Here is a 25,323-nt window from a genome sequence, read left to right as displayed (position 1 = left end):
GATTCTCGCCGCAATCCGACCGAAGGCGCAAAGTCTATCCCGCGTTGCGCCGGGCCTGGCGACCAGCGCCGACCCAGCGCTCGACCTTTTCGAGCAGGGCCCTGGGGCTGATCGGCTTGGGCAGATAATCATCCATGCCGGCGTCCAGGCAGCGTTCGCGATCGCCCTTGAGCGCATGCGCGGTGACCCCGACGATCGGCACATGCGTGCCGGTTTCCTCTTCCAGCCGGCGGATGGCGGCGGTTGCCTCGAGCCCGTTCATCTCCGGCATCGAGACGTCCATCAGGATCATGCAGGGATTGAGCCTGCCGAATGCGTCCAGCGCCTTGCGGCCATTGCCGACGATCTCGAAACCGTAGCCGGTCTCGCCGAGGATCTGGGTGAAGACCATCTGGTTGACCTCATTGTCCTCGGCCACGAGGATGTCCAGCCGCTGCTCGCCGCCAGTCGCGGCAAGCCGAGGCCTCACCGGCGGCGGCTGCAGCAACGCGCGTTGCCCTGCCGCCGGTGGCGGTGACTGCGGATTGTTCCCGCCGCCTCCCCCGACAACAAGCGGCCGGGCGACATCCGTGGCGTGGCGATGCCGCTGGATGGTGGCGACCAGCGTTTCCAGGAGCACCGAGGAGCGTGCGGGCTTGATGAGTTGGGCATCAATGCCGAGATCGCGGTAACTGGTGTTGGCCAGCGACTGGTCGACGGAGGTCAGCATGATGATCGGCGTGTCGGCAAGCCCGGCGGTGTTGCGCACGACACCTGCCATCTCGGCGCCGCTCATCTCGGGCATCTGATAATCGAGCACGACGCAATCGACCGGCACGCCGTAGGCGGCGGCCGCGATCAGCACTTTCAGTCCCTCGGCGCCGCTCTCGGCCGCGCAGGAATCGAAGGTCCATGACGTCATCTGCTCGGTCAGGATGGCGCGGTTGACGGCATTGTCGTCGACGATCAGCACCCGCGCGCCGGTCACGTCCACCGGCATGATGCGCTGCGCGTTCTGTTGTCCGGCCCTGGGCAGCGTGACCGTGAACCAGAAGGTCGACCCCTTGCCTTCGGCGCTTTCCACGCCGATGTCGCCGCCCATCAATTCGACCAGCCGCGAGGTGATCGCGAGCCCGAGCCCAGTGCCCTCATGCCGCCTCGTCGAGGAGGTGTCGACCTGGCTGAATTTCTCGAACACCTGTTTCAGCTTTTCCTCAGGGATGCCGATCCCGGTGTCGGTGACCGAGATCGTCAGCCTGGTTCCGTCCGGCACACTTTCGCCGGTGACGTCGACGAGCACATGGCCTTCTTCGGTGAACTTCACCGCATTGCCGAGCAGGTTGGTGACGATCTGCCGGATGCGGCCGACATCGCCGATGAACAGGCTTTCGAGCCCAGGCTCGATGCGCACGATGAGCTCGAGGTCCTTTTCCTTGGCCCGCGTCGACACCAGCGTCGCCACGTCCTCGATCGCCTCGGCGAGATTGAAGGGGGCGGGATCGAGCACCAGCTGGCCGGCATCGATCTTGGAGAAATCCAGGATATCGTTGATGATGGTGAGCAGCGCGTTGCCCGATTTGACGATGATGTCGGTGAAGGTCTTCTGCTTCGGATCGAGATCGGATTTGGCCAGGAGTTCGGCCATGCCCAGCACGCCGTTCATCGGGGTGCGAATCTCATGGCTCATATTGGCGAGGAATTCCGACTTGGCGCGGTCGGCAAGTATGGCGCGCTGGCGCGCCTCGCGCAGTTCCGCCTCGCGCAGCTTCAATTCGGTGATGTCGGTGGTCGACCCGATCAGGTAGAGCGACCCGTCGGACGCGATCATCGCGCCCTTGCGGGCGAACTGGTGGCGCACGCTGCCGTCCGGGAGCATCACCGTCTCCTCGACCTCCTGGGTTTCGCCGCTGCGCAGCACCGCGAGGTCGCCATTGACGAAGGCTTCGCCGTCGGGCCCGAAAATTTCGATATCGGTCTTGCCGATCGCGTCCTGCTTGCTGAAGCCGGTGAGATCGCACCACCCCTTGTTGACGTAGAATTGCCTGAGATCGGAGCGTTTGGCATAGATCGACACCGGCACGTTGTCGATCAGGCTGCGGAATACCTCGTTCTCGCGCATGCTTTCTTCCAGCGCCCGCTCGCGCGCCTTGACCTCGGTGATGTCGGTGCTGGAGCCGACCAGATGCACCGATCCGTCCAGCGCCACCAGCCGGCTCTTGCGCGTCATCAACTGCCGCACCGTGCCGTCGCGATGGGTGACGGGCTCCTCGACCTCCCTGACGCTGCCCGTGAGGGCGACCTCGGTGTCGTCCAGGCTGTAGCTCTCTCCATCCCCGTCGCCGAACAGCTGCCGATCGGTGCGGCCGATAACGTCTTCCTTGGCGAGCCCGGTGATCGCGCACCAGGCCTTGTTGACGAACTCGATGCTGAGGTCCTGCGCCTTGATGAAGGCGGCCACGGGCAGTTCGTCCAGCACGTGCCGGAACAGGTCGATCTGCCGCATCGAATCGTGCAGCGCCTTTTCGCGGCTCTTGATCTCGGAGATATCGACACGCACGCCGATGAACGTGCCGTCGTCGGTGCGCATGTCGTAGACCTGGTACCAGCGACCGTCGGGATTGAGACGTTCGAAGGATGAGTATGGCAGGTGGTAGCGGGCGAGGATGCTGTTCAGCCAGGGATCGAGATCGCCATCATAGAGCGCATCGACCTGCGGATCGCCGCTCGAGCGGAAATAGCCGGCCGAATGACCGAGTGCCAGCGCGTCGCGGAAGGTGCGGCCGGGCTGCCACGCCGGCTTCAGCGCCGGCAGCGTGTCCTGCATCTTGCGGTTGGCGAAAACGAAATTGTCGTCGCGGTCGTAGATGATCACGGCGGCCGGCAGCGATTCCAGCACGCTGGCCAGGTGTTTGCGGGCGTCCTGCGCCTCGGTCTCACGGCCCTTCATGTCCGAGACGTCGAAGAGGAAGCCGGCCACGTAGTTGCGGCCGCTTGCCATTCTAACGCGGTTCTTCCTGACGACGCGCGAGCGGTTGACGCCGTCGACCTGGAAACTTTCCTCCACCTCGTAAGGCCGCCCGGTCGCCAGCACCTCGCGCTCGCTTTTCTCGAACAGCGCAACCTCGGCCGGCGCGAGAAAATTGCCGCCGGGCTTGCCAAGCATGGTTTGCGGCGTCTGGCCGAACAGGCCCGCAAACGCCTCGTTGACGAAGACGAAGCGCAGATCGTCGTCCTTGACGAAGATCGGATCCTTGACGCCGTTGATCACCGCTTCCGCCAGTCGCGCCTTTTCCAGCGCGTCGGCCAGCTCGGCCTCGCGATCCTTCATGTCGGTGACATCGACATAGGAGATGAGCCGCTTGCCGCCGGCCAGCGGCGCCAGCGATGCAACCAGGGTACGCCCGTCATTGCGCGGCAATTGTCTCGAGCCGGCGACGCCGGCCCTGATCTCGGCCTCGCGCTCGGCGGTATGACGCTGCCAGGCAACGTCGTCGGCGCCGTAGGAATCGGCGGCGCGGCTGGCCTCCATCAACTCGCGGAAGCCCGAGCCGATCCCGGCGCGCTGGGGATCGATTTTCCACAAATTGTAGAAGGCCTGGTTGATCACTTCGGCGCGCAGGTCGGCGTCGAGGACCATGATCCCGATCGGCATCGAATCGACCATCGTGCGAAGGTCGGGAAGGCCTCCCGAAGACGCCTCTCCTTGCTGCTTCTGCTCCAGTTCTTCGAAGGCGACGGCCAATCCCGTGACATTGCGTCCAATGCCACGATAGCCGGCGAATTTCCCCTCGTCATCGAAGCGTGGAAAGCCTGAGGTCAGCACCCAGCGGCAATCGGCGCGACCTCCCTTCAGTTCGTAGACAAAGTCACGGAACGGCCGATGCGCCTGCAGATCCTCCAGATGCATTGCCGCGCTGCGGTTGCCGTTCAGGACCTGCTTCAGGAAATCGAAACGGAAGCGGCCGAGCACGGCGGCCGGGTCGATGCCCGTGACCGCCTGGTAGTTGTGCGAAAGCCAGGAAAAGCGCAGCTCGGCGTCGGTCTCCCAGATCCAGTCCGAGCCCGTTTCGACCAGCTGGCGTAGCATGGCCAAATCCATGCCTGCGGTGAACGAAGCCGCGTCGTTCACCGCCATTTCGCCCGACCCGCGCTCGCCGCGCACGCCGGCTGTCTCGTTCGCTTCAGCCATGCCGTCCCCACCCCGAATCCAAGGCCGAACCCTCCCTCCGCGGTTCGTCGGCGGAATGTGCCCGAGAAGCATTAACGATCCGCTAACCTTAACAAGCCGTTGCGCACCGGACGGGCCCTGGCCTGCGCCATTGCGCCCGGTTGTCGGCCTGATCGAAGCCGCGCTATAAGCCAATATTGGGGTGTTGCTGATGTTTGGACGGATTGTGCCTTGCTTGCTGAGCGCGGCGCTGCTTTTCGGCAGCGGCTGTTCGCGCAGCTATGACGGCACCGTCGTCATTCCGCGCCCGCTCGATGCCCGGCGTTTCTGGGACCGGCCGCCGCCCAATGTGGAATACGGGCCGTCCGGAATGGAAAACGGCGCTTTTCCGGCGCCGCCACAACCGCCAACCCGGTTTTCCGAGCGCAGGCCCGCGCCGCGCGCCGCACCGAGACGTCATCTTTCAAGAGTTTCGAGGCCACCTCCGCCGTCCTCCGATGAGGAAAAGCCCCTGGCATGCAGGAATGTCAGCGAACCCGGAAAGAGGGTTCGCATGGTCTGCGACTGATGGGTGCCACCCAAAACTGACCTTGGCTGAGAAACCGGCGCCTACAACCGGGGGCGGATGATCATTCGGCTGGGAAGAAGGCCGGGCCGACTATTCTCACCGGCCGCTTGCCGGCCTCTATCGACTGATGCTGGGCCGCCCCGGAGGCTTCGGCGTCCGCCGCGGGAATTGCCGCGACGCTGCCGAGGTCCGGCTTGGCCGACGGCAAGGGGATGATGGCATTGGTCATGTTTGTGGGCGTTACCGTTCGGGCCCTCAATTCGGCGACCCTGCTGTAGTAGCGTTTTAGGTCACATGCCTTGAAATTGACGTCGTCGCGGTAGCGGAATGCGGTCGGCAGATCGGTGTAGGGCTTGCCCGTGTCGAGAGAGACCATCTTTTCGGTTTCGAGGCTGACGTCGCTGAGCGTATAGAGGTCGACGCCCGGCTCGTCGCAGATGTAGCGGCATTGATCGGCCATATCCTTCACATCGTCGCTGCCGGCGAACTGCGACTTGGGTGCTGGGAAGAAATATCCATCCGAAAGGCGCACGCAGAACAGCATCGCGTTGCCGGCGCCCGTTGCCCTCGCCGCTGGCGCCGCCGCAGACACCGATTGGGTCTTCGCCGCCGCGCGCTTTGCCGCTGGCGCGCAGCCAAGCGCGACAAAGCGTGCCCGCAGCCCCGACATGTCCCGGCCTGAATTGGAGGCCGCAGCGATCTGGCGCTGCACCTCGCTCCTGTTCCTGGCAAGATCGGCGCATGCGTTGAAGAAACCACCGAGGGAATTTTTCGCCGTACACTTGCGCTGCCTCTCGATGCCTTGGATCGCGGCAAGCTGGCGGTGCAACTGGGCAAGCTCGGGGCTCGTGCCGCCGCCACGGCCGGCCGAAGACAACTGATTTCTTATTGCACTGCAACTGTCGGCATAAGAACTGGACATGCCGAGCGCGAGCACGGTCAGGGTGACGAACGCGATCATCATGGGGGACCAGAAACGGATCATCGGAAGGACGCGGTCCTTGTTGCTGAGAACCTGGAATGACAACTCTTTCGACTTCGGTAAGCTTTCGCTAAATGAGTTTTATCTAATCTTTCTAGTCTCCATGCATTGAGAGACTTGTCTTTAGTTTAATAGAAGAACCTCTGTGAATTCAATATTGCATTTTTATTTCAAGATTGAGACGAACTGCAAAACAATGCAGCCGGACCGACGGCTGGCAGGCCTGCCGAATCACTCCGGCGTTACCGGAAACGGGCCCTGAAACCTTTGCCCGTCCTTTCGCGTTGAAGCGCGAAGGAGAACGCAGATGTCGATCCAGGTCACGGTATCGGAACTGACAAGAAATCTTTTTCATTCCCTGGGACTTGATCCGAGGCCCCTGAGCGCCGAGCAAAACCTGCTGCTGGAATGCTATCTGGCCGGGCAAATCCCGGAATCGGCTTGGAACGACTACGTCTTCGAGACACCCGACCTGGCGCGGCACGCCGAGGCGCGGCGTACCAGCCACTGACCGGTGAAGGCGGTGCTGGGCGAGATGGTTTGGTGGTAGTCGCTACCTGAGCGGCTGGCTGGCAGACGTTTTCCGTCAGGATTGCGTAAAAAATTGAAGCGGGATCGGCGATCCGAACGCCGAACGGCTCTAGCGCATTAAGCCGCGGCGCGCCCTGCGCGGAGAGTTGCGGAAAACAGCTATTGGCCGATCTTGGGAGATACGAATTGCAAGGTGAACACGTTGCCGGCAATCCCTTGCGCCAGTTGCGGCGAAAGGCTGAGCGGCGTGCAATTCTTCACCGCGGTCATTGCGGCGTCGATGAACGACTTTCGCGCCTTGTCGTCGCCGGCCACCTTGGCGGCGGTCGGCCGTGGCGGACCAAGCAGCGTGCCGTCGCGCTTGAAGCTGAAGCTCAGAGTGACGATGGAATTTCCAGCATCCGCCGGCGGCGTCCAGCATGCCTGGATCGCCGTGCCGACTTCGTCCATCGTGTTGAGCTGGGCGGCAGCCGACGGGCAGGTGGCGCCAATCGCCAATGCGCCGCTAATCAGGAGCATTCCAGCGGTTCTTTTCATTGCAATTCCTCCACCGTCGACCCTTCCGGCCGCCCGCGTGCGATCGTCAGGATTGATGGTAGGGCTGGAGATGGCAAGGGCAATATGCTTTGGCGAAAGCTCTTGCCGAAAGCATTGGAGGCAGCCCTGCCCGCAGCGGCCGGCCAAAAAACAAAAGGCCGGCAGTGGGCCCACCTTTGTTTTCACAGCAGCGCCAGTACATCCGTGGTCGCGGGTGAATTGTCTCCAATAGACAGATTATAGGTAAACGAAACGTTAATCGAAGCCGCCATGCCATAGCTCCGAGCCCGGCTTTTGCCAGCGCTCCATGCGGTCATATGCGCGCATATGACGAAGCTTCCGCGGAGGCCTTGAACATTGTTTGATGCTGGAGAGATCATCAACGGCTGAGCCGTCGCCTTCTTGGTACGCCCAAGGGGAATCGAACCCCTGTTCCCGCCGTGAGAGGGCGGTGTCCTGACCGCTAGACGATGGGCGCGTTCAAGAACCGGCGATATAGGCTGGCGGCGGAGAAAAAGCAACTGGGGTCCGCCGGCTTTCCCGGGATCAAGAAAAAGCTGGCTGCCTGCTAGCGTTTTGGCTCGATCAGGTCCCATAGATTGCCGTGGAGATCGGCGAAAACCGCCACCGTGCCGTAGGGCTCGAAGCGGGGTGGCTCGCGAAATTCGACGCCCTTTGCCACCATCGCCGCATGATCGCGGGCAAAGTCGTCGGTTTCCAGGAAGAGAAAAACCGCGCCCGCCGGTCTGGTTGCCGATGCTCTTCCTTTGTGCCTCGTCGGAGGCCTCGGCCAGAAGCAGCCGCGCGCCGCGCCCGCTGGCCGGCGCGACCGTCACCCAGCGCTTGCCGCCGCCAAGGTCCACATTCTCCAGGAGCACAAAGCCCATTCGCTCGACATACCAGTCGATTGCTTCGTCATAGCTGTCGACGACCAGCGCAACGGTGGCGATATGACGGTTTTCGGCAAAGCCGGTCATTGCGCGCCGGGCTTCATTTGTTGCGGATCGCGAAGCGGCCGATTATGCGCCGCTCGCCCATATCGTAGACGAAGATCGTGCGGCTGCCATCGACAAGTTCGGCGTCGATCGAGACGCGATTGCCGGATAGCGACTGGCTGACCACCCTGGCGCCGACCGGCAGCACGATGTCTCCGCTGAGCGGTTCGCCGGCGGGCACCTGGATGTCGCCGGCCAGCGGCGGGCTCACCGGCGCTGCCTTGCGTGATTTGTAGACAATCGCCGCGATCACCACCATAAGGGCCAGCAAGAGCAGGCCGAGATTGATGGCCATGAAGCGGATGAGCCTGCCGCGCACCTTTTCGATCTCGGGGTTGAGCGGCTTTTCCCCGCCTTCAACAACGGCGTCTTCGTCGGCGGCGGGGCGGGCCATGGCAAACATTCCGGAACGATTCTCGATGAGCGCTCATAACGAAGAGGCCCCCGGATTGATAGAGGACCAATTCATGCAGGCAGAACCGATCGTGCTCGTGGCCGGCGCCGACGATGCCGGCCAGCGCATCGATCAGTGGCTGGCAGGCAGGCTCGGCCCGGAAATGTCGCGCAGCCGCGTGCAGATGCTGATCAGGCAGGGCGCGGTCTTGGTCGACGGCAAGGCCGTTGTCGAGACCAAGTGCAAGATGTCGCCGGGCGAAACTGTCTCGGTCGCCATGCCGGAGCCGGAACCGGCGGAGCCACAGGGGGAAAACATCGCCCTCGATATCCTCTATGAAGATGACGAACTGATCGTCATCAACAAACCCGCCGGGCTTGTCGTCCATCCCGGCGCCGGCAATTGGACCGGCACGCTGGTCAATGCGCTGATCCATCATTGCGGCGACAGCCTGTCCGGCATCGGCGGCGTGCGCCGGCCGGGCATCGTTCATCGCCTCGACAAGCAAACCAGCGGCGTCATGGTCGTGGCCAAGACCGACCGCGCCCACAAGGCGCTTTCGGAGGCCTTTGCCGATCACGGCCTGACAGGCGATCTCGAGCGCGCCTACCTGGCGCTGGTCTGGGGCATACCGCAGCGGCCGGCCGGAACGGTGGATGCCCCACTCGGCCGCGCCGCCGACCGTGTGCGTCGCGCCGTAGTACCCGAAGGACGCGACGATGCCCGCCGCGCCGTCACCCATTTTGCGGTGCAGGAGCGCTTCGGCGAAAACCAAAAGGAATTCGCGACCGCAAGTCTGGTCGAATGTCGCCTGGAGACCGGCCGCACCCATCAGATCCGCGTCCACATGGCCCATATCGGTCATCCGGTACTCGGTGATCCCGATTACGGCCAAGCCTTTCGCACCAAGGCCAACCGGTTGCCCGAACCGCTGAGAAGCCAGGTCAAGGCCTTCTCCCGGCAAGCTTTGCACGCCTGGCTCCTTGAATTTCGCCATCCGACTACCCATCTATCGATGAGGTTCGAGGCACCGATTCCGAGGGACATGGAGGAACTCGTCGGCGGCTTTCGCAGTCTCTGAATCCGCCGCCCGGCAAGCTTCAAATCAACCATCAAAAAACCTGACTGGCGTTGTTCACTTCAGCGTGACACACTGTTTCGTGTTGAACAAATGCCTGTCTTTTCTGGTTTTGTTCCTGTATATATCTGATGTCGCGAGCGAGCCTTTGGTGCTCGCGTCACATGCCCGCCGCGTTTCGGGGGCATCACTCCAATAGAGAGGGGGCGCTATCATGGCCCAGTCACTACCCAGTATCGTTTCCGGCGAAGGCGGCCTCAGCCGCTACCTGGAAGAGATCCGCCGCTTTCCGATGCTTCAGCCGCAAGAAGAGTACATGCTCGCCAAGCGTTATGCCGAGCATGAGGACACTTCCGCAGCGCACAAGCTCGTCACCAGCCATTTGCGGCTCGTCGCCAAGATCGCCATGGGCTATCGCGGCTACGGCCTGCCGATTGGCGAAGTGATCTCGGAAGGCAATGTCGGCCTGATGCAGGCCGTCAAGAAATTCGAGCCAGAGCGTGGCTTCCGCCTCGCGACCTACGCCATGTGGTGGATCAAGGCCTCGATCCAGGAATACATCCTGCGCTCGTGGAGCCTGGTCAAGATGGGCACGACCGCCAACCAGAAGCGTCTGTTCTTCAACCTGCGCAAGGTGAAGGGCAAGATTCAGGCGCTTGACGACGGCGACCTCAAGCCCGACCAGATCGCCGAAATCGCCACGAGGCTGAACGTCTCGGAAGCGGAAGTCGTGTCGATGAACCGCCGCCTGTCGGGCGACGCCTCACTCAACGCGCCGATCCGGGCGACGGAAGGCGAGTCCGGCGAATGGCAGGACTGGCTGGTCGACGACCACGAAAGCCAGGAAGAGATGCTGATCGAGCAGGACGAGCTGGAAAACCGGCGCGGCATGCTGTCGGGTGCTCTTGCGGTGCTCAACGAACGCGAACGGCGCATCTTCGAGGCGCGCCGCCTCGCCGATGAGCCGCTGACCCTGGAAGAACTGTCGGCTGAGTTCGACATCAGCCGCGAGCGCGTGCGCCAGATCGAAGTGCGCGCTTTCGAGAAGGTGCAGGATGCCGTCAAGGCCGCCGCCAAGCGCCAGACCCAGGCGCTGCGCACCATCGAGGCGCAGCCGGCGGCTTAAAGCCGGCATCGGCAACAAGATAAAACGGCGGCGTCAGGAGACTGGCGCCGCCTTTTTGTATACCGCAGCGGGTGCTGTGATTGCTTCAAAGCCCATCCAGCGGAAATTTCAGATACCGTCGGCCATTGGCTTCCGGTTCCGGCAGGCGTCCGCCATTCATGTTGACCTGCAGCGCATGCAGGATCAGCCTCGGCATCGGCAATGTCCGGTCGCGCGCCTCGCGCAGGGCAACGAATTCGGCCTCGCCGCGCGCGGCGGCAAGATGTATGTTGTCGGCTTTCTGCGCGGCAACCGTGCTCTCCCATAACGCCTGGCGCCCGCCGGGCTGATAATCATGGCCGACAAAGACGCGCGTGTCCTCCGGCAGGGCCAGAATGCCCTGGATCGAGTGCCACAGGCGCGCGGCGCTGCCGCCGGGAAAATCCGTCCTTGCCGTGCCGCTGTCGGGCATGAACAGCGTGTCGTGAACAAAGGCTGCATCCCCGATCACATAGGTGATCGACGCCAGCGTGTGCCCGGGCGAGAAAAGCACCCTTGCTGGAAGCGTTCCCACCCGAAAAACCTCGCCGTCGCCGAACAGCCGGTCCCACTGCGAGCCGTCGGCGGGGAAATCCGGCCAGTTGTAGATCGCCTTCCACAATTTCTGGACCTCGACGATCCTCTCGCCGATCGCCGTCGGCGCCGCGGTCCTTTGCTTCAGGTACTGCGCGGCCGAGAAATGATCGGCATGCGGATGGGTGTCGAGAATCCATTCGACGCTCAGTCCCTCCGCCCTGACGAAATCCAGCAGCGCATCGGCATTGGCTGTCGAAACTGCGCCGGACTTCTCGTCGAAGTCGAGGACCGGATCGATTATGGCACACCGCTTCGTCACCCGGTCGGCGACGACATACTGGATGGCGCCGGTCGGCTTGTCGTGGAAACCGGTGACCTCAGGCTTTGCCGAACCTATGTCCAATCCGACGTCCCCTCCGTTAGCCAGACAGGAATGATTTTCTCTGCCAGAGCAACATAAGAGCATGCTTGTCTAGCGGGGCCCTGCCGTCAAGCACGCCTTGCCAGAAAAGCGACGGAAGTCGAAAAATGCCGGCCAGGCAACTGGAGCAATTCCAAGCGGTTTCCCGGGAAAGGCGCGTGGCGCTTTGCCCAAGGAATTGCGCAAAAACAAAGAGATGGTTCGCCGTTTCCGTGAACCGGAGAGCCGCTTTACGCGGAAGGCTGCTTGGTCTTCCTGAGATAGGGCAGGATGGTCTCGTAGGCGCCGAAGCGCTTGATGGCGTCCTCGTTGGAAACGGCCGCGGTGATGATGACGTCCTCGCCCTGTTTCCAGTTCGCCGGCGTCGCCACCTGGTGCTTGGCGGTCAACTGCATGGAATCGACCGCGCGCAGGATCTCGTCAAAGTTGCGGCCCGTGGTCATCGGATAGGTCAGCACCAGCTTGATCTTCTTGTCGGGCCCAATGACATAGACCGAACGCACGGTGGCATTGTCGGCGGGCGTGCGGCCTTCCGAGGTCTCGCCGGCACCGGCAGGCAGCATGTCGTAAAGCTTGGCGACCTTGAGATCCTTGTCGCCGATCAGCGGATAGTTCACCGAATGGCCGGTCGCCGTCTTGATGTCGTCCTGCCATTTGCCGTGGCTTTCGACCGGATCGACCGAAATGCCGATGATCTTGACGTTGCGCTTCTTGAACTCGCCCTCGAGCCCCGCCATCGTGCCCAACTCGGTCGTGCAGACGGGAGTGAAATTCTTCGGGTGGCTGAACAGCACCGCCCAGCCGTCACCGATCCACTGGTGAAAGCTGATCGGTCCTTGCGTGGTCTCGGCGGTGAAATCCGGGGCGATATCGTTGATGCGAAGGCTCATGTTGTTTCCCTACCCTTGAAATGTTGCCGGCAACGGCTGGCGAGCGCTCAAATCTTTTTAACACCTCGGCGGCAACCCACAAATGCCTAAAGCCACAGGCGCCCGTCACGCCCGCGAAAAAATTTCTCTTCTTGCCGCCAAGTTCGGCAGGAATTTCCGAGGAGACCGCTTATGCCTTGTTGACGGCCAGCGTCGCCGCAAGATCTTCCATGCGCTGCGCCAGCGCGCCAAGCGCGTTGGTCAGCACGCTGTCGCTCTTGTCGGCCTTGGTCAGCGCCTCGTCGCGGGTCTTGCGCAAGGTCAGCACTTCGCTTTCCATGCCCTTGACGCGCTTCTGCAGCTCCGAGAGTTCATCCATGACCATGATGCCGGCCATGACCGTCAGCCGCTGGTCGCCGATCTCGCCGAATGAATCCTTCAGATGCGAGACGTAGCGGTCGAAACGCTCGGCGAGATCGATCAGATGCTCTTCCTGGCCTTCGTCGCAGGCCATCCGATACTGCTTGCCGTCGATGGAAACCGTGACCTGTGCCATCAGCCTACCTATCCAACACAGCGCGGATGGTTTCCATGGCGGTCACCAGTCGTCGCGACACTTCCTTGTTGGCATCCTCCAGCCGCTCGGCGCGCGCCTCGGAACTGTCGAGCTCCTGCGCCAGCCGCGAGCGGTCGGCATTCATCCGCTGCACCTCGGCCTCGGCTTCCGAATAATCGCGCTCATGCTCGAGCTTGGCCGCGACGGCGTTTTCCAGGCCTTCCATGGCCTTGCCCAGCCTTGCGATGACTTCCTTGAGTGTCGTTTCCCCGGTCATGGCCTCGTCCTGTGCCCTGCCCATCACCGAATCGCTCGCGTTCAGAACGCGTTATCTCTGAAACATTAGGCACCGGGTGAAGGCGACGTCAACAAAGCTCTCGCGACTGTCCCCTGCTAACGCTAATATAGGCCTGCCCGCGGCATCACAAGGCCGGCAAATGCGCACCGGTTTGTTGACTAAAAGTGCGCGCCTGCTATGTGTCGCGCACGCTTTTCAAGGGCTCTCCCAAGGCCCCAAACCCCACCCCGGAGGAACCATGACGTCGCGTGAACAACATGACCGGATGGCCAATGCGATCCGCTTTCTCTCCATGGACGCGGTCGAGAAGGCGAACTCCGGCCATCCCGGCCTGCCCATGGGCTGCGCCGACATTGCCACGGTGCTGTTCACCCGTTTCCTGAAATTCGACGCCAAGGCGCCGCATTGGGCCGACCGCGACCGCTTCATCCTGTCGGCCGGCCATGGCTCGATGCTGCTCTACTCGCTGCTCTACCTGACCGGCTACGAAGACATGACGATCGACCAGATCAAGCACTTCCGCCAGTTGGGCTCGAAAACCGCCGGCCATCCCGAATATGGCCACGCCGCCGGCATCGAAACGACCACCGGCCCGCTCGGCCAGGGCCTTGCCAATTCTGTCGGGTTCGCGCTCGGCGAGCGCATCATGAACGCCGCCTTCGGCAACGACCTCGTCAGCCACTACACCTATGTGCTGGCCGGCGACGGCTGCCTGATGGAAGGTGTCTCCCAGGAGGCGATCGCGCTTGCCGGGCACCTCAAGCTCAACAAGCTGATCGTGTTCTGGGACAACAACAACATCTCGATCGACGGCCCGGTGTCGCTGGCTGACAATACCGACCAGGTCGCGCGCTTCCAGGCTTCCGGTTGGAACGCCAGCCACATCGACGGCACGGATCCGGAAGCCATCGCCTATGCGATCGAAGCCGCCCGCCATTCCGACAAGCCGACGATGATCGCCTGCAAGACGACCATCGGCTTCGGCGCCCCGACCAAGGCCGGCACCAACAAGGCGCACGGCTCGCCCCTCGGCGCCGACGAGATCGCCGGCGCGCGCAAGTTCTTCAACTGGGAGTCACCCCCCTTCGAGGTTCCAGCCGACATCCTCGATGCCTGGCGCACGGCCGGCACGGCCGGCGCCGAGGCGCGCGCCGACTGGGAAGGTCGCCTCGCCAAGGCCGACGCCAAGCTCAGGGCAGAGTTCGAGCGCCGCGTTGCCGGCAAGCTGCCGTCCAACTTCGACGCCGTCATTGCCGACTACAAAAAGAAGCTCTCCGCCGACAAGCCGAAGGTCGCCACCCGCAAATCTTCCGAAATGGCGCTGGAAGTCATCAACGGCGCCGTGCCCGAAACCATCGGCGGCTCGGCCGATCTCACCGGCTCCAACAACACCAAGACCAGCCAGACCAAGAACATCACCCCGGACGACTACGGCCAGCGCTATGTTCACTACGGCATCCGCGAACACGGCATGGCTGCCGCCATCAACGGGCTGACGCTGCATGGCGGCCTGATCGCCTATGGCGGCACTTTCCTGTGCTTCTCAGACTATGCCCGCCCCTCGATGCGACTGGCCTCGCTGATGGGCGTCCGCTCGATCTTCGTCATGACCCATGACTCCATCGGTCTCGGCGAAGACGGCCCGACCCATCAGCCGGTCGAGCATGTGGCGGCACTGCGCGCCATCCCCAACCACAACGTGTTCCGTCCGGCGGACGCGGTCGAGACCGCCGAATGCTGGCAGTTGGCCCTTGAATCGGAAAAGACGCCGTCAACGCTGGCGCTGACCCGACAGAACCTGCCGACCGTGCGCACCGAATTCACAGAGAAGAACCTGAGCAGCCAGGGCGCCTATGAGCTCGCCGCCGCCAGCGGCGAAGCCGCGGTGACGATCTTCGCCACGGGTTCGGAAGTCGAGATCGCGCTCGGCGCCCGTGACCTCCTGGAGAAGCACGGCCATCCGACCCGCGTCGTCTCGGTTCCTTGCTTCGAACTGTTCGATAAGCAGAGCGAGGACTACCGCCGCAAGACGATCGGCAATGCGAAGGTGAAGATGGCGATCGAAGCCGGCATCCGCCAGGGCTGGGATCACCTCATCGGCTCCGATGGCATCTTCATCGGCATGACCGGCTTCGGCGCCTCGGGAACGATCGAGCAGCTCTATCCGCATTTCGGCATCACCGCCGAGGCGGCCGCCAAGGCGGCGGAAGCCCGCCTGCATGGCAAGTAAGGCCGTGCTTGTTGCCCAAAAGTGTATCTCGATTTTGGGACAGCGACATGTATGAAACAAGAACGCTCGGCGAAACCGCGTACAGCGGTTCCGCCGGACTGGCCTGACCTAATCGATTTAAATCCACGTCGCCGCGGCTGGATTCTTTCCGCTTCCGCCGCTATGAAGCTGCGGACCAATCGTCTGCCCTCCAGCTCCCAAGGAGAGAAAAATGACCGTCAGAGTTGCCATCAACGGATTCGGCCGCATCGGCCGCAACATCCTGCGCGCCATCCATGAATCCGGCCGCAAGGACATCGACGTCGTCGCCGTCAACGACCTCGGCCCGGTTGAAACCAACGCCCACCTCCTGCGCTACGACAGCGTACACGGCCGCTTCCCGCACGAAGTATCGGTTTCCGGCGACCAGATCACCGTCGGCAAGGAGACGTTCAAGGTCACCGCGATCAAGGATCCGACCCAGCTGCCGTGGAAGGAGCTCGGCGTCGACATCGCGCTCGAATGCACCGGCATCTTCACCGCCCGCGACAAGGCAGCCGCACACCTGACCGCCGGCGCCAAGCGCGTCCTCGTTTCGGCGCCCGGTGAAGGCGCCGACCTCACCGTCGTCTACGGCATCAATCACGACAAGCTGAACAAGGACCACATCGTCATCTCGAACGCGTCCTGCACCACCAATTGCCTGGCGCCGCTGGCCGCAGTCCTGCACGAGACGGTCGGCATCGAAAAGGGCATGATGACGACGATCCATTCCTACACCGGCGACCAGCCGACGCTGGACACCATGCACAAGGATCTCTACCGCGCCCGCGCCGCGGCACTCTCGCAGATCCCGACCTCGACCGGTGCCGCCAAGGCCATCGGCCTGGTGCTGCCCGAGCTCAAGGGCAAGCTCGACGGCATCTCGATCCGCGTGCCGACGCCGAACGTCTCGCTCGTCGACTTCAAGTTCATCGCCAAGCGCTCGACGTCGGCGCAGGAGATCAACGAGGCTGTGATCGCCGCCTCCAATGGCAAGCTCAAGGGCATCCTGTCGGTTACCCATCATCCGAACGTGTCGATCGACTTCAACCACGACCCGCACTCCTCGATCGTGGCGCTCGACCAGACCAAGGTGATGGACGGCAACTTCGTTTCGGTGCTGTCCTGGTACGACAATGAATGGGGCTTCTCCAATCGCATGGGCGATACCGCGGTCGCCTTCGGCAAGACCATCGCCTGATCGCGGGCCCATCTTCCAGAGACTTGAAACGCCCGGCTTGGTCCGGGCGTTTTTCGTCGGAGTGCTCGGCAAGGCGCCGCTTCGCTCCTGCTAAGCCGAAGGACGACGAACTTGTAGGGCTTCGGCCAAAAAACCGCTCTCCCGCCTTGCGCCGGCCATGCCTTCGCCCCACTCTTCCTTGAATCGAGAGAAGAGGCAGGGGACAAGTCACGGATGGAGCATGCGATCTATCTCGTCACGCTGGTGGGCACCGCGCTTGTCGTCGTCGCCGCGTTTTCGAGCCTGATCGCCTTCCGCTTCGGCGCACCGCTGCTGCTTCTGTTTCTCTGCATCGGGCTCGCCACCGGGACCGATGGCCTCGGCATCGAGTTCGACAATGCCCGCATCGCCTATTTTGCCGGCTCACTGGCGCTGGCGGTGATCCTGTTCGATTCCGGCTTCGGCACGCCTCTCAATGCCTTGCGGCAGGCAGCCGGGCCGGCGCTGTCTCTGGCCACATTCGGCGTGATCCTCACCACTGGCCTGTTCGGCGCCGCCGCCTACTATATGCTCGATCTCACCTGGCTGGAATCCTTCCTGCTCGGTGCCGCCGTCGCCTCCACCGACGCGGCCGCCGTGTTCTTCCTTTTGCGCGCCGGCGAGATCAATCTGCGCGAGCGCGTGCGCTCCACGCTGGAGGTGGAGTCCGGCACCAACGATCCGATCGCCATCTTCCTGACCATCACCCTGGTCGAGATCATAGCCGCCCATGCCGACCCCGAGGCCAATGTCCTGGTCACCAACCTCGTCCTCGGCTTCCTCATTAACATGGGCCTGGGCGCCATTGTCGGCGTGCTGGGGGGCCTCGCCATCGTGCGCCTCGTCGACCGGCTCAATCTCGACCATGGCCTGCTGCCGATCTTCGTGCTGACCCTATCGCTGATGGTCTTCGCCGCCGCCGGCGCCATCGGCGGCTCCGGTTTCCTGGCGGTCTATCTTGCCGGTCTCATCGCGGGTAATTCCGACATCCGCGCCGTCACCATCCTCAAGCGCTTCCAGGACGGCATGTCCTGGCTGGCGCAGATCATCATGTTCCTGATCCTCGGCCTGTTCGCGACGCCCTCGCAATTCCCGGCGATCATGGTGCCGGCGGTGCTGCTTGGCCTGTTCCTGATGTTCGTCGCCCGGCCGATCGCGGTCTGGCTTTGCCTGGTCCCGTTTCGTCTGCCGCGCCCCGAAGTCGCCTTCGTTTCCTGGGTCGGCCTGCGCGGCGCCGTCTCGATCCTGCTTGCCATCACTCCCTTGCTCGGCGGGCTGGAGAATGGCCGCACCATCTTCAACGCCGCCTTCATCATCGTCCTGGTGTCGCTCGTCATCCAGGGCTGGACCGTTGGTCCGCTGGCGCGCCGTCTCGGCCTGATCGTGCCGGCGCGGCTCGGACCTCTGGACAAGGTCGAGCTCGAACTGCCGGGCTCGGCCCATCACGAGCTCCTCGCCTACCGCGTCGCGCCGGGCAGCCCGGTGGCGCGCGGCGAGCGCATCCCTCGCTGGGCGCGGCCCTCGCTGGTGTTGCGCGACGGACGCTCGATGCGTTTCCAGGACATGGGCAGGCTTGCCGCCGGCGACCAGGTCTACATCTTCGTGCCGGACCGCTATCCACGCCTGCTCGACAAGCTGTTCGCCAGCCGCGCCGTCGTCGACCCCGAGGACGCCGATTTCTTCGGCGCCTTCGCCGTCGATCCGGCGCGTTCCGCTGCCGAACTGGAAGCCGCATACGCGCCGGGCCTGAGCGAGGCGGAACAGAAGCTCACCGTCGGCGCCCTGGTCACGGCGCGGCTCGGCGGCCATGCCGAATATGCTGACCGCGTGCTGATCGGCCCGATCGAGCTGATCGTGCGCGATGTCGACGACAAGGGCAGGATCACAGGCCTGGGCCTCTCCTTCGAACCGACCGCGCCCGTTGCGCGGGTACCGGTCTTCCTCAGCGCCGGCGAGATCGCCGACCGGATCAAGGCCTTCGTCCAGACTTGGCGCAAGCCGGTGGAACCACCGATCGCAGAGGCACACGCGGACGAGAAACCGGAGCCGGCGGCGGAAAAGGCGACGACCGAGAGCTGACAACGGCGACCCTTTGCGCCCCCCTCATCCGCCTGCCCTGACGCTTCGCGACGTCAACGCCCTCGCCTTCGCCTTCGCCTTGAAAATTTCGCGCCCTCCCCAGCCAAGTCTTGCATCGTCGTCGGTGCGGGGTATGGTCCCGGCGATTTCTCAGCGAAAGGAACCAGCATGGCCAGCTTCAAGACACTGGACGATATCGGCAACATCAATGGCAAGCGCGTGCTGGTGCGCGTCGACCTCAACGTTCCCGTCGCTGACGGCAAGGTCACCGACACGACCCGCATCGAACGCATCGCGCCGACCATCGCTGAATTGTCAGGCAAGGGCGCCAAGGTCATCCTGCTCGCCCATTTCGGCCGGCCCAAGGACGGTCCCTCGCCGGAATTCTCGCTGGAGCCGATCGCCAGGGCGACGGCCGAGGTGCTTGGCCGTCCCGTGGGCTTTGCCGGCGACTGCGTCGGCGACACGGCGGGAAGTGCGGTCGCCGCGATGAACAAGGGCGACGTGCTGCTGCTCGAGAACACCCGCTTCTACAAGGCCGAGGAGAAGAACGACCCGGCCTTCACCGAACGGCTCGCCGCCAATGGCGATATCTTCGTCAACGACGCCTTCTCCGCTGCCCACCGGGCGCATTCCTCGACCGAGGGACTGGCGCATCTGTTGCCAGCCTTTGCCGGCCGCACCATGCAAGCCGAACTGGAAGCGCTGGAGAAGGGCCTTGGAAATCCTGTTCGCCCGGTGGTCGCCATCGTCGGCGGCGCCAAGGTCTCGACCAAGATCGACCTGCTGATGAACCTGGTCAAGAAAGTCGACGCGCTGGTCATCGGCGGCGGCATGGCCAACACCTTTCTCGCCGCACGCGGCACCGATGTCGGCAAGTCGCTGTGCGAGCACGACCTCGCCGCTACCGCCAAGCAGATCATGATCGAGGCGGCCGAGGCCGGCTGCGCCATCATCCTGCCCGTCGACGGCGTCGTGGCGAAGGAATTCAAGGGGGGCGCGGCCAGCGAAACCGTGGCCATCGCCGACGTGCCTGCGGATGGCATGATCCTCGATGTCGGCGAAAAGACCGTGAGGGCCGTTGCCGACTGGATCGACCGCGCCGCGACCTTGGTCTGGAACGGGCCGCTCGGCGCGTTCGAGATCGAACCCTTCGATCGCGCGACGATGGCGGCAGCCAGGCATGCGGCGGCGCGCACCAAGGCCGGCAAGCTGGTTTCGGTGGCCGGTGGCGGCGATACCGTGGCGGCGCTCAACCAGGCCGGGGTTGCCGACGATTTCACCTATGTCTCGACTGCCGGCGGCGCCTTCCTCGAATGGATGGAAGGCAAGCCGCTGCCGGGCGTCGACGTGCTCAAGCATTGAGACGATCAACTCGAGGCGAGCGCGCGGCGTTGCCGGGACTTTCGATCGATTGGAGCTTTCCGGCGTCATTCCTTTGGCGGTAGTGTCCTGTCAGGCGCAGAACAACACCGTCAAGGAGAAGCACGATGAGCGAACGTCTCGAAGACATTGCCGCCGCGATGGTGGCCAACGGCAAGGGCCTGCTGGCCGCCGACGAAAGCTCGGGAACCATCAAGAAGCGCTTCGACGTCATCGGCGTCGAATCGACCGCGGACAGCCGGCGCGACTACCGCGAGATGATGTTCCGCACCAGTGACGCCATGACCAGGTATATTTCCGGCGTCATCCTTTACGACGAGACCATTCGGCAGAAAGCGGCCGATGGCACGCCGCTGGTCGATATCATCAAGGCTTCAGGCGCCATCCCCGGAATCAAGGTCGATGCCGGCGCCAAGCCCCTGGCCGGCTTTCCCGGCGACACGGTCACCGAGGGCCTCGACGGCCTGCGCGAGCGGCTCGCCGACTATTACAAGCTCGGCGCCCGCTTCGCCAAATGGCGTGCCGTGATCGACATCGACAAGGCAAAGGGCGTGCCGTCGGTCACCTCGATCAGCGCGAACACCCATGCGCTCGCCCGCTATGCGGCCCTTTGCCAGGAAGCCGGCATCGTGCCGATCGTCGAGCCGGAAGTGCTGATGGACGGCGCCCACGACATCGACACGTGCTATGAAATCTCGAGGGCGACGCTGACGAAGCTCTACGACGAGCTCTACGCGGCCCGGGTGGTGCTCGAGGGCACGATCCTGAAGCCCAACATGGTGCTGGCGGGCAGGAAGTCGGGCGCGGTGAGCAGCCCTGAAGAGGTCGCGCAAAAGACCATAAAACTGTTCCGTGAGGCCGTGCCGGCGGCGGTGCCGGGCATCGCCTTCCTCTCCGGCGGCCAGGAGGACGAGGAAGCGACCGCCAACCTCAACGCCATCAACGCCATCGGCCCGCATCCGTGGAAACTGACCTTCTCCTATGGCCGCGCCCTGCAGGCTGCCCCGCAGAAGGCCTGGAGCGGCAAGGCATCCAATGTTGCCGCGGGTCAGGCCGCCTTCACCCACCGTGCCCACATGAACCACCTGGCGGCGCTTGGACAATGGAAGCCGAGCCTGGAGCAGGCTGCCTGACCACGGTTTTCCGTCTCTATCGGACCCGGGCCATGCGCCCGGGTTTTGCTGCGCTCCGCCGGACTTGGGATGAAGCGCCTCCATCCCTATTTCTCTCCAGCGCAGCCGGCGCGATGTCGGCTCATGCCCGTCCCGAACGTCCTTGGGATGAAGCCAGGGAGAGGTTCATGCATCGCAACAAGGTCGTTTCACGCGAGGATTGGTTCCGGGCACACAAAGCGCATCTGGCGCGCGAGAAGGAATTGACGCGATTTCGCGAGCGCATCGCGGCGGAACGGCGCGAATTGCCCTGGCTGAAGGTGAGAAAGGACTACGTCTTCGAAACCGAGCAGGGTCCAAGATGCCTGGCCGAACTGTTCGCCGGCCGCAGCCAGCTGATCGTCTATCATTTCGTGTTCGGGTCCGGCTCGACCCATCATTGCGAAGGCTGTGCGTTCGTCGCCGACCACATGGACGGTGCCAATCAGCATCTGAGACACCATGACGTGTCACTTGTCGCGGTGTCACGCGCGCCGCTCGCCGAGCTGCTGCCCTACCGAGAGCGCATGGGTTGGAAATTCGACTGGGTCTCATCCTATGCCTCGGACTTCAACTTCGACATGCAGGTGTCGTTCACCGACAAGCAGATCGCATCCGGTGAAGCGATCTACAACTTCGAGACGCCCGTTCTGAAATCGAAAGACCTGCCGGGCACCACCGTGTTCTACCGGGACGAGACCGGCGACATCTTCCTGACCTTCATGTCGCGCGCCCGCGGCAGCGAACAGCTGATCGGCGCCTATCAATATCTCGACCTTGCGCCGAAAGGCCGCGACGAGACCGGGCCTTATAGGACCTTGATGGACTGGGTGCGGCTGCATGACCAGTATGGAAACAGGTCGCAAGCGGACAGGGCTTAGGCATTCAGCGATCCCATCGAACATTGGACGCTTGAAGGCGTCCGCCACCGGTGCAAGGATCGTTCACCTCCGGCGCAACATGCGTTAAATGCTGCTCGATGCGACGCTTTCCGGCTCTCCTCACCTGGCTCGCCTTCCCTGTCTATGTCTGGCAGGGGCTTGGCGTGCGCCGACGCACCTCGCGCATGCTGCCCGCGCAAGGCCCGGTCATGCATGAGATAGCCGGCGGCCAGCCGGCGGTCTGGCTGCTGGTGCTGGGCGATTCCTCCGCCGCCTCGGTCGGCATCGAAAAATCCGAGAATGGCCTGGCCGCGCAGCTGGCCGTCCTGATCTCGCAGCGAACCGGCCGCGCCGTGCGCTGGCGCGCCGCCGGGTTCAATTCGGCGACGTCGGGGCAGATCCGCGACCACGTCCTGCCCAATCTCTCGGCCGATCCGTGGACGCATATCGTGCTCGCCATTGGCACCAACGACACCAAGAATTTCCACTCCGTGCCCCGCTTCAAGAGGGCGTTCGGCGGTCTGCTCTACGCCCTGCGCGCCAAATGGCCTGAGGCCCGCGTGGTGTGGTCTCCTGTGCTGGAGTTCACGCAAGCGCCAGCCATGCCGCCGCTGCTCGGCAAGATCCTGGAAATTCGCGCCGGTGAGATGAACCGGATGGGCAAACGTCTTTGCCTCGAACGCGGTGCGGTGCCGGCGCCGCGCTTGCCGATCACCAATCCCGAAGCCGGCTTCGCCTCGGACGGATTTCATGCATCGGAAGCCGGTTACCGGGCCTGGGCCGAGCACCTCGTCGGCTGCGTGATCGAAGAGTGATTGCCGCCGGCTCGTGCCGGCCCGATATGCCATCCTGCGCATTCCAGGCGGGAAACCGCCAGACACCTTCCTGGAACTGCGCTACGTCCAATGTCCAAGCACGGCCGTTATCGAAATGGCCGCCATGGCCAGGAGCGCCAGCTTCCAGAAGTCGCTGCGCCGTTTCAGCCCCGGCCAGCCGAGCGGCTTGATCAACTGGATGACCATGATGCCAAGGATGACGAGGGCGAGGAGTTTCGACATGCCGCCTTTGACCAGCATCGCGGTCGGCTGTCAAAGCGCGTCGTTCGTCGCTCGAAAAAAATAGGCGCCGCGATCCGGACTGGAACGCGGCGCCAGCCTTTGATCGGGGAACGATCTACTTCAGCGGCTTGAGGCCGGCCTCGATCGAAGCGCGCTTCGATTCCAGGAATGGCGGCAGGGCCAACTTTTCGCCCAGCGTCTCCAGCGGTTCGTCGGCGGTGAACCCCGGCCCGTCAGTGGCGATCTCGAACAGGATGCCATTCGGCTCGCGGAAATAAAGCGAGCGGAAATAATAGCGCTCGACCTCGCCGCTCGACGGCAGACGGAATTCGGCCAGCCGCGCCGTCCATTGATGCAGCGTCTCCTGGTCCGGCGCCCTGAAGGCGACGTGATGAACCGCACCGGCACCTTGCCTTGCCGGCGCCAGTCCCGGCTGCACCAGGACGTGCAATTCCGCCGCCGGCCCACCCTCGCCCATTTCAAAGACCTGAACCTGGCCCTCCGGCGAGGCATAGTCGCGGACCTTGCGCATGTTCATCACTTGCGTCACCACTGCTTCGGTATTGGTGAGGTCGGGAACGCTGATGACGATCGGCCCGAGCCCGCGGATCTGGTGTTCGACCGGCACGCGGCTTTGCGCCCAGGGGCGGCTGTCGCCCTTGCCGTCATCGCTGACGAGGCGCAGACGCTGGCCCTCGGGGTCCTCGAAATCCAGGCTGGCGTAGCCACCGATGTCGGCAATCTCACTCGTGACGATATTTTCGTCAGTCAAGTGTTGCTTCCACCAGGCAAGGCTGTCCTCGCCACCAACCCTGAGGCTGGTCCGGACAATGCTGTGGGTGCCGCGTCGCTCGCGGCCGACCGGCCAGTCGAAGAAAGTAAGGTCGGTGCCCGGCGTCGCTTCGCCATCGGCATAGAAGAGGTGGTAGGCTGAGGTATCGTCCTGGTTCACCGTCTTCTTGACCAGCCGCAAACCCAGCACCCTTGTATAGAAATGAAGATTTCCACGCACATTGGCGGTGATGGCGGTCAGATGGTGAATTCCTGTCAGTTGAAGGCTCATGGTCGTCTCCCTGTTTTTGGGGAAGAATTTTCTCCTTCCATATCAGAACTTCGGATCCCTGGCTGGAGACCACGTATCCTGACAGTCCGTCGCCAAAGGCTGAACAATGGATCATGACCAGGCATTGCATTAGTGAACAATCTCGGCCTTCTAAACCTGCTTCGGGCCGCGGTCTGATGCAGTGAAAACGATACCTTTCACAGGGATAACGCACCGATCGCAACTATTATCCAGGCCCTGCCATCCTCCTGACAGACTGCTGTCAGGAGGGGTGTGCGATACTGTCTTCATTCACAGAGAGGAGACTAGCCATGACCGGTTCCACCATTCTGCGCGGCATGCAGCACTATGTCGGCAAGATTCGTACGATGCGCAACGAGATCCGCACCCAGCGGTTCATCAACTCGCTGCCGGCGGACATTCGCAAGGATATCGGCTGGCCGGACATGTATGCCGAACGTCGCCTTCGCGACAATTGAGACGAATTTTTCGGCAAAGCGGTTGGATGTGGGCGCCCCAACGCCCAGATGATAAGTCCGGCGAGGGACGGAGCGAGCGTATGCCCAAGCAGAAGACAATTGGCCTTATTTTCATGGACGGCTTCGCCGACTGGGAATATGGCCTGCTGGCCGCCTCGGCGGTCGAATGGTTCGGCGCCCGCGCGGTTTCGCTCCGATGGCAGGCCGGTGAGCGGGATCAGCGGTTTCCGGCTGACGCCCGACCGCTCGGCCGGCGCTGATGAAAATGCCGATCTCGATGCCATCGCCGTCATTGGCTCCGACCGATGGGCGGGCGAGGCGCCGCCCGAGGTGGCGGAATTGCTTAGGGACGTTGCGATGCGGGATGGTGTCGTCGGCGGTATCTGCGCCGGAACGCTGGCGCTGGCCCGAGCCGGCATGTTCGAGAAGGCGAGGCACACCAGCAATGGCCGTGACTGGATCAATCGCCACATTGCTGGCTATGCCGGCGATCACAATTATCAGGACGTGCCGCATGCCGTGTCCGACGGCAAGATCGTTTCCGCGCCAGGTTCGGCGCCCGGCACCTTCGCGCTGGCCTTCCTGAAGACGCTCTATCCTGAACGAAACGGCGAACTTGCCGAGATGCGGACGCTATTCGCCAGGGAGTATGCTGAACCCTCCTGACAGAATGGTGTCAGGAGCGCCATGCCATAGATGCGA

The 25,323-nt window shown here is 63.2% G+C and carries 21 protein-coding genes, 1 tRNA gene and 2 pseudogenes; 12 read left to right on the top strand and 12 right to left on the bottom strand.

Annotated elements, in window-relative coordinates:
- Positions 1–34: 34 nt before the first annotated feature.
- Positions 35–4,168 carry a PAS domain-containing protein gene (locus FJ949_RS26250; protein ID WP_181172156.1) on the bottom strand — a complete coding sequence of 1,378 codons (4,134 nt, stop codon included), beginning with the start codon at positions 4,166–4,168 and terminating at the stop codon, positions 35–37.
- A gap of 608 nt (positions 4,169–4,776) precedes the next feature.
- Positions 4,777–5,700: a DUF2865 domain-containing protein gene (locus FJ949_RS26240; RefSeq protein ID WP_140500564.1), complete on the bottom strand. Its 924-nt coding sequence runs from the start codon at positions 5,698–5,700 to the stop codon at positions 4,777–4,779.
- A gap of 304 nt (positions 5,701–6,004) precedes the next feature.
- Here FJ949_RS26240 and FJ949_RS26235 point away from each other — a divergent pair, with 304 nt between their 5' ends.
- Positions 6,005–6,208 carry a hypothetical protein gene (locus FJ949_RS26235; protein WP_140500562.1) on the top strand — a complete coding sequence of 68 codons (204 nt, stop codon included), beginning with the start codon at positions 6,005–6,007 and terminating at the stop codon, positions 6,206–6,208.
- A 179-nt stretch (positions 6,209–6,387) separates the two neighbouring features.
- On the opposite strand, the gene FJ949_RS26230 is transcribed toward FJ949_RS26235, so the two are convergent.
- The 4 genes and pseudogenes from FJ949_RS26230 to FJ949_RS26215 form a co-directional block, all read right to left on the bottom strand.
- On the bottom strand, positions 6,388–6,747 hold the full coding sequence (locus FJ949_RS26230) for a hypothetical protein (protein ID WP_224519158.1): 360 nt from the start codon (positions 6,745–6,747) through the stop codon (positions 6,388–6,390).
- Between the two features lie 421 nt (positions 6,748–7,168).
- Positions 7,169–7,243, bottom strand: a tRNA-Glu gene (locus tag FJ949_RS26225).
- Between the two features lie 90 nt (positions 7,244–7,333).
- Positions 7,334–7,742 (bottom strand): annotated as a pseudogene (locus tag FJ949_RS26220) (VOC family protein).
- A 13-nt stretch (positions 7,743–7,755) separates the two neighbouring features.
- On the bottom strand, positions 7,756–8,154 hold the full coding sequence (locus FJ949_RS26215; protein WP_140500558.1) for a fimbrial protein: 399 nt from the start codon (positions 8,152–8,154) through the stop codon (positions 7,756–7,758).
- Between the two features lie 25 nt (positions 8,155–8,179).
- On the opposite strand from FJ949_RS26215, the gene FJ949_RS26210 reads away from it, so the two are divergent.
- Both FJ949_RS26210 and rpoH read left to right on the top strand, forming a co-directional pair.
- Positions 8,180–9,235, top strand: coding sequence for an RluA family pseudouridine synthase (locus FJ949_RS26210; RefSeq protein WP_140500557.1), 1,056 nt, complete (start codon positions 8,180–8,182; stop codon positions 9,233–9,235).
- Positions 9,236–9,446: 211 nt separating this feature from the next.
- Positions 9,447–10,358: an RNA polymerase sigma factor RpoH gene (rpoH, locus tag FJ949_RS26205; protein ID WP_027023478.1), complete on the top strand. Its 912-nt coding sequence runs from the start codon at positions 9,447–9,449 to the stop codon at positions 10,356–10,358.
- 85 nt (positions 10,359–10,443) lie between these two features.
- Here the strand turns inward: rpoH and FJ949_RS26200 are convergent, their stop codons facing one another.
- The 4 genes from FJ949_RS26200 to FJ949_RS26185 form a co-directional block, all read right to left on the bottom strand.
- Entirely contained in the window at positions 10,444–11,316 is an 873-nt protein-coding gene (locus FJ949_RS26200) for an MBL fold metallo-hydrolase (protein ID WP_140500555.1), read from the bottom strand.
- Between the two features lie 248 nt (positions 11,317–11,564).
- Positions 11,565–12,224: a peroxiredoxin gene (locus tag FJ949_RS26195; protein ID WP_140500553.1), complete on the bottom strand. Its 660-nt coding sequence runs from the start codon at positions 12,222–12,224 to the stop codon at positions 11,565–11,567.
- Positions 12,225–12,393: 169 nt separating this feature from the next.
- Complete coding sequence (locus tag FJ949_RS26190; RefSeq protein WP_140500552.1) at positions 12,394–12,759, bottom strand: cell division protein ZapA; 366 nt, start codon at positions 12,757–12,759, stop codon at positions 12,394–12,396.
- A gap of 4 nt (positions 12,760–12,763) precedes the next feature.
- A complete protein-coding gene (locus tag FJ949_RS26185) occupies positions 12,764–13,036 on the bottom strand; it encodes a DUF4164 domain-containing protein (RefSeq protein WP_140500550.1) in 273 nt (90 codons plus the stop codon).
- Positions 13,037–13,295: 259 nt separating this feature from the next.
- On the opposite strand from FJ949_RS26185, the gene tkt reads away from it, so the two are divergent.
- From tkt to FJ949_RS26150, 7 genes are all read left to right on the top strand, one after another.
- Entirely contained in the window at positions 13,296–15,287 is a 1,992-nt protein-coding gene (gene tkt, locus FJ949_RS26180; RefSeq protein WP_140500548.1) for a transketolase, read from the top strand.
- Positions 15,288–15,498: 211 nt separating this feature from the next.
- Positions 15,499–16,509, top strand: coding sequence for a type I glyceraldehyde-3-phosphate dehydrogenase (gene gap / locus FJ949_RS26175; protein WP_140500546.1), 1,011 nt, complete (start codon positions 15,499–15,501; stop codon positions 16,507–16,509).
- Between the two features lie 213 nt (positions 16,510–16,722).
- Positions 16,723–18,606 carry a potassium/proton antiporter gene (locus FJ949_RS26170; RefSeq protein ID WP_140500544.1) on the top strand — a complete coding sequence of 628 codons (1,884 nt, stop codon included), beginning with the start codon at positions 16,723–16,725 and terminating at the stop codon, positions 18,604–18,606.
- A gap of 168 nt (positions 18,607–18,774) precedes the next feature.
- A complete protein-coding gene (locus FJ949_RS26165) occupies positions 18,775–19,971 on the top strand; it encodes a phosphoglycerate kinase (RefSeq protein WP_140500542.1) in 1,197 nt (398 codons plus the stop codon).
- 125 nt (positions 19,972–20,096) lie between these two features.
- A complete protein-coding gene (locus FJ949_RS26160; protein ID WP_140500540.1) occupies positions 20,097–21,122 on the top strand; it encodes a class I fructose-bisphosphate aldolase in 1,026 nt (341 codons plus the stop codon).
- A gap of 167 nt (positions 21,123–21,289) precedes the next feature.
- Positions 21,290–22,021 (top strand): thioredoxin family protein, encoded by a 732-nt coding sequence (locus FJ949_RS26155; RefSeq protein ID WP_140500539.1) that lies wholly within the window; start codon positions 21,290–21,292, stop codon positions 22,019–22,021.
- A gap of 98 nt (positions 22,022–22,119) precedes the next feature.
- Entirely contained in the window at positions 22,120–22,836 is a 717-nt protein-coding gene (locus FJ949_RS26150) for an SGNH/GDSL hydrolase family protein (protein WP_140500537.1), read from the top strand.
- 81 nt (positions 22,837–22,917) lie between these two features.
- On the opposite strand, the gene FJ949_RS26145 is transcribed toward FJ949_RS26150, so the two are convergent.
- Together FJ949_RS26145 and FJ949_RS26140 are read right to left on the bottom strand one after the other, a co-directional pair.
- Positions 22,918–23,097, bottom strand: coding sequence for a hypothetical protein (locus FJ949_RS26145; RefSeq protein ID WP_181165425.1), 180 nt, complete (start codon positions 23,095–23,097; stop codon positions 22,918–22,920).
- 97 nt (positions 23,098–23,194) lie between these two features.
- The gene (locus FJ949_RS26140; RefSeq protein ID WP_140500536.1) at positions 23,195–24,142 is read right to left on the bottom strand and encodes a ring-cleaving dioxygenase; all 948 of its coding nucleotides are present in this window, start codon (positions 24,140–24,142) and stop codon (positions 23,195–23,197) included.
- A 311-nt stretch (positions 24,143–24,453) separates the two neighbouring features.
- On the opposite strand from FJ949_RS26140, the gene FJ949_RS26135 reads away from it, so the two are divergent.
- Both FJ949_RS26135 and FJ949_RS26130 read left to right on the top strand, forming a co-directional pair.
- A complete protein-coding gene (locus tag FJ949_RS26135) occupies positions 24,454–24,621 on the top strand; it encodes a hypothetical protein (RefSeq protein WP_140500534.1) in 168 nt (55 codons plus the stop codon).
- 80 nt (positions 24,622–24,701) lie between these two features.
- Positions 24,702–25,287 (top strand): annotated as a pseudogene (locus tag FJ949_RS26130) (DJ-1/PfpI family protein).
- Positions 25,288–25,323: the final 36 nt, after the last annotated feature.

Source organism: Mesorhizobium sp. B2-4-1 (genome assembly GCF_006442185.1).
In the GTDB taxonomy this organism is placed as follows: domain Bacteria; phylum Pseudomonadota; class Alphaproteobacteria; order Rhizobiales; family Rhizobiaceae; genus Mesorhizobium.
The sequence above is the reverse complement of the archived record's forward strand: the minus strand, read 5'-3'. Positions and strand labels throughout refer to the sequence as shown.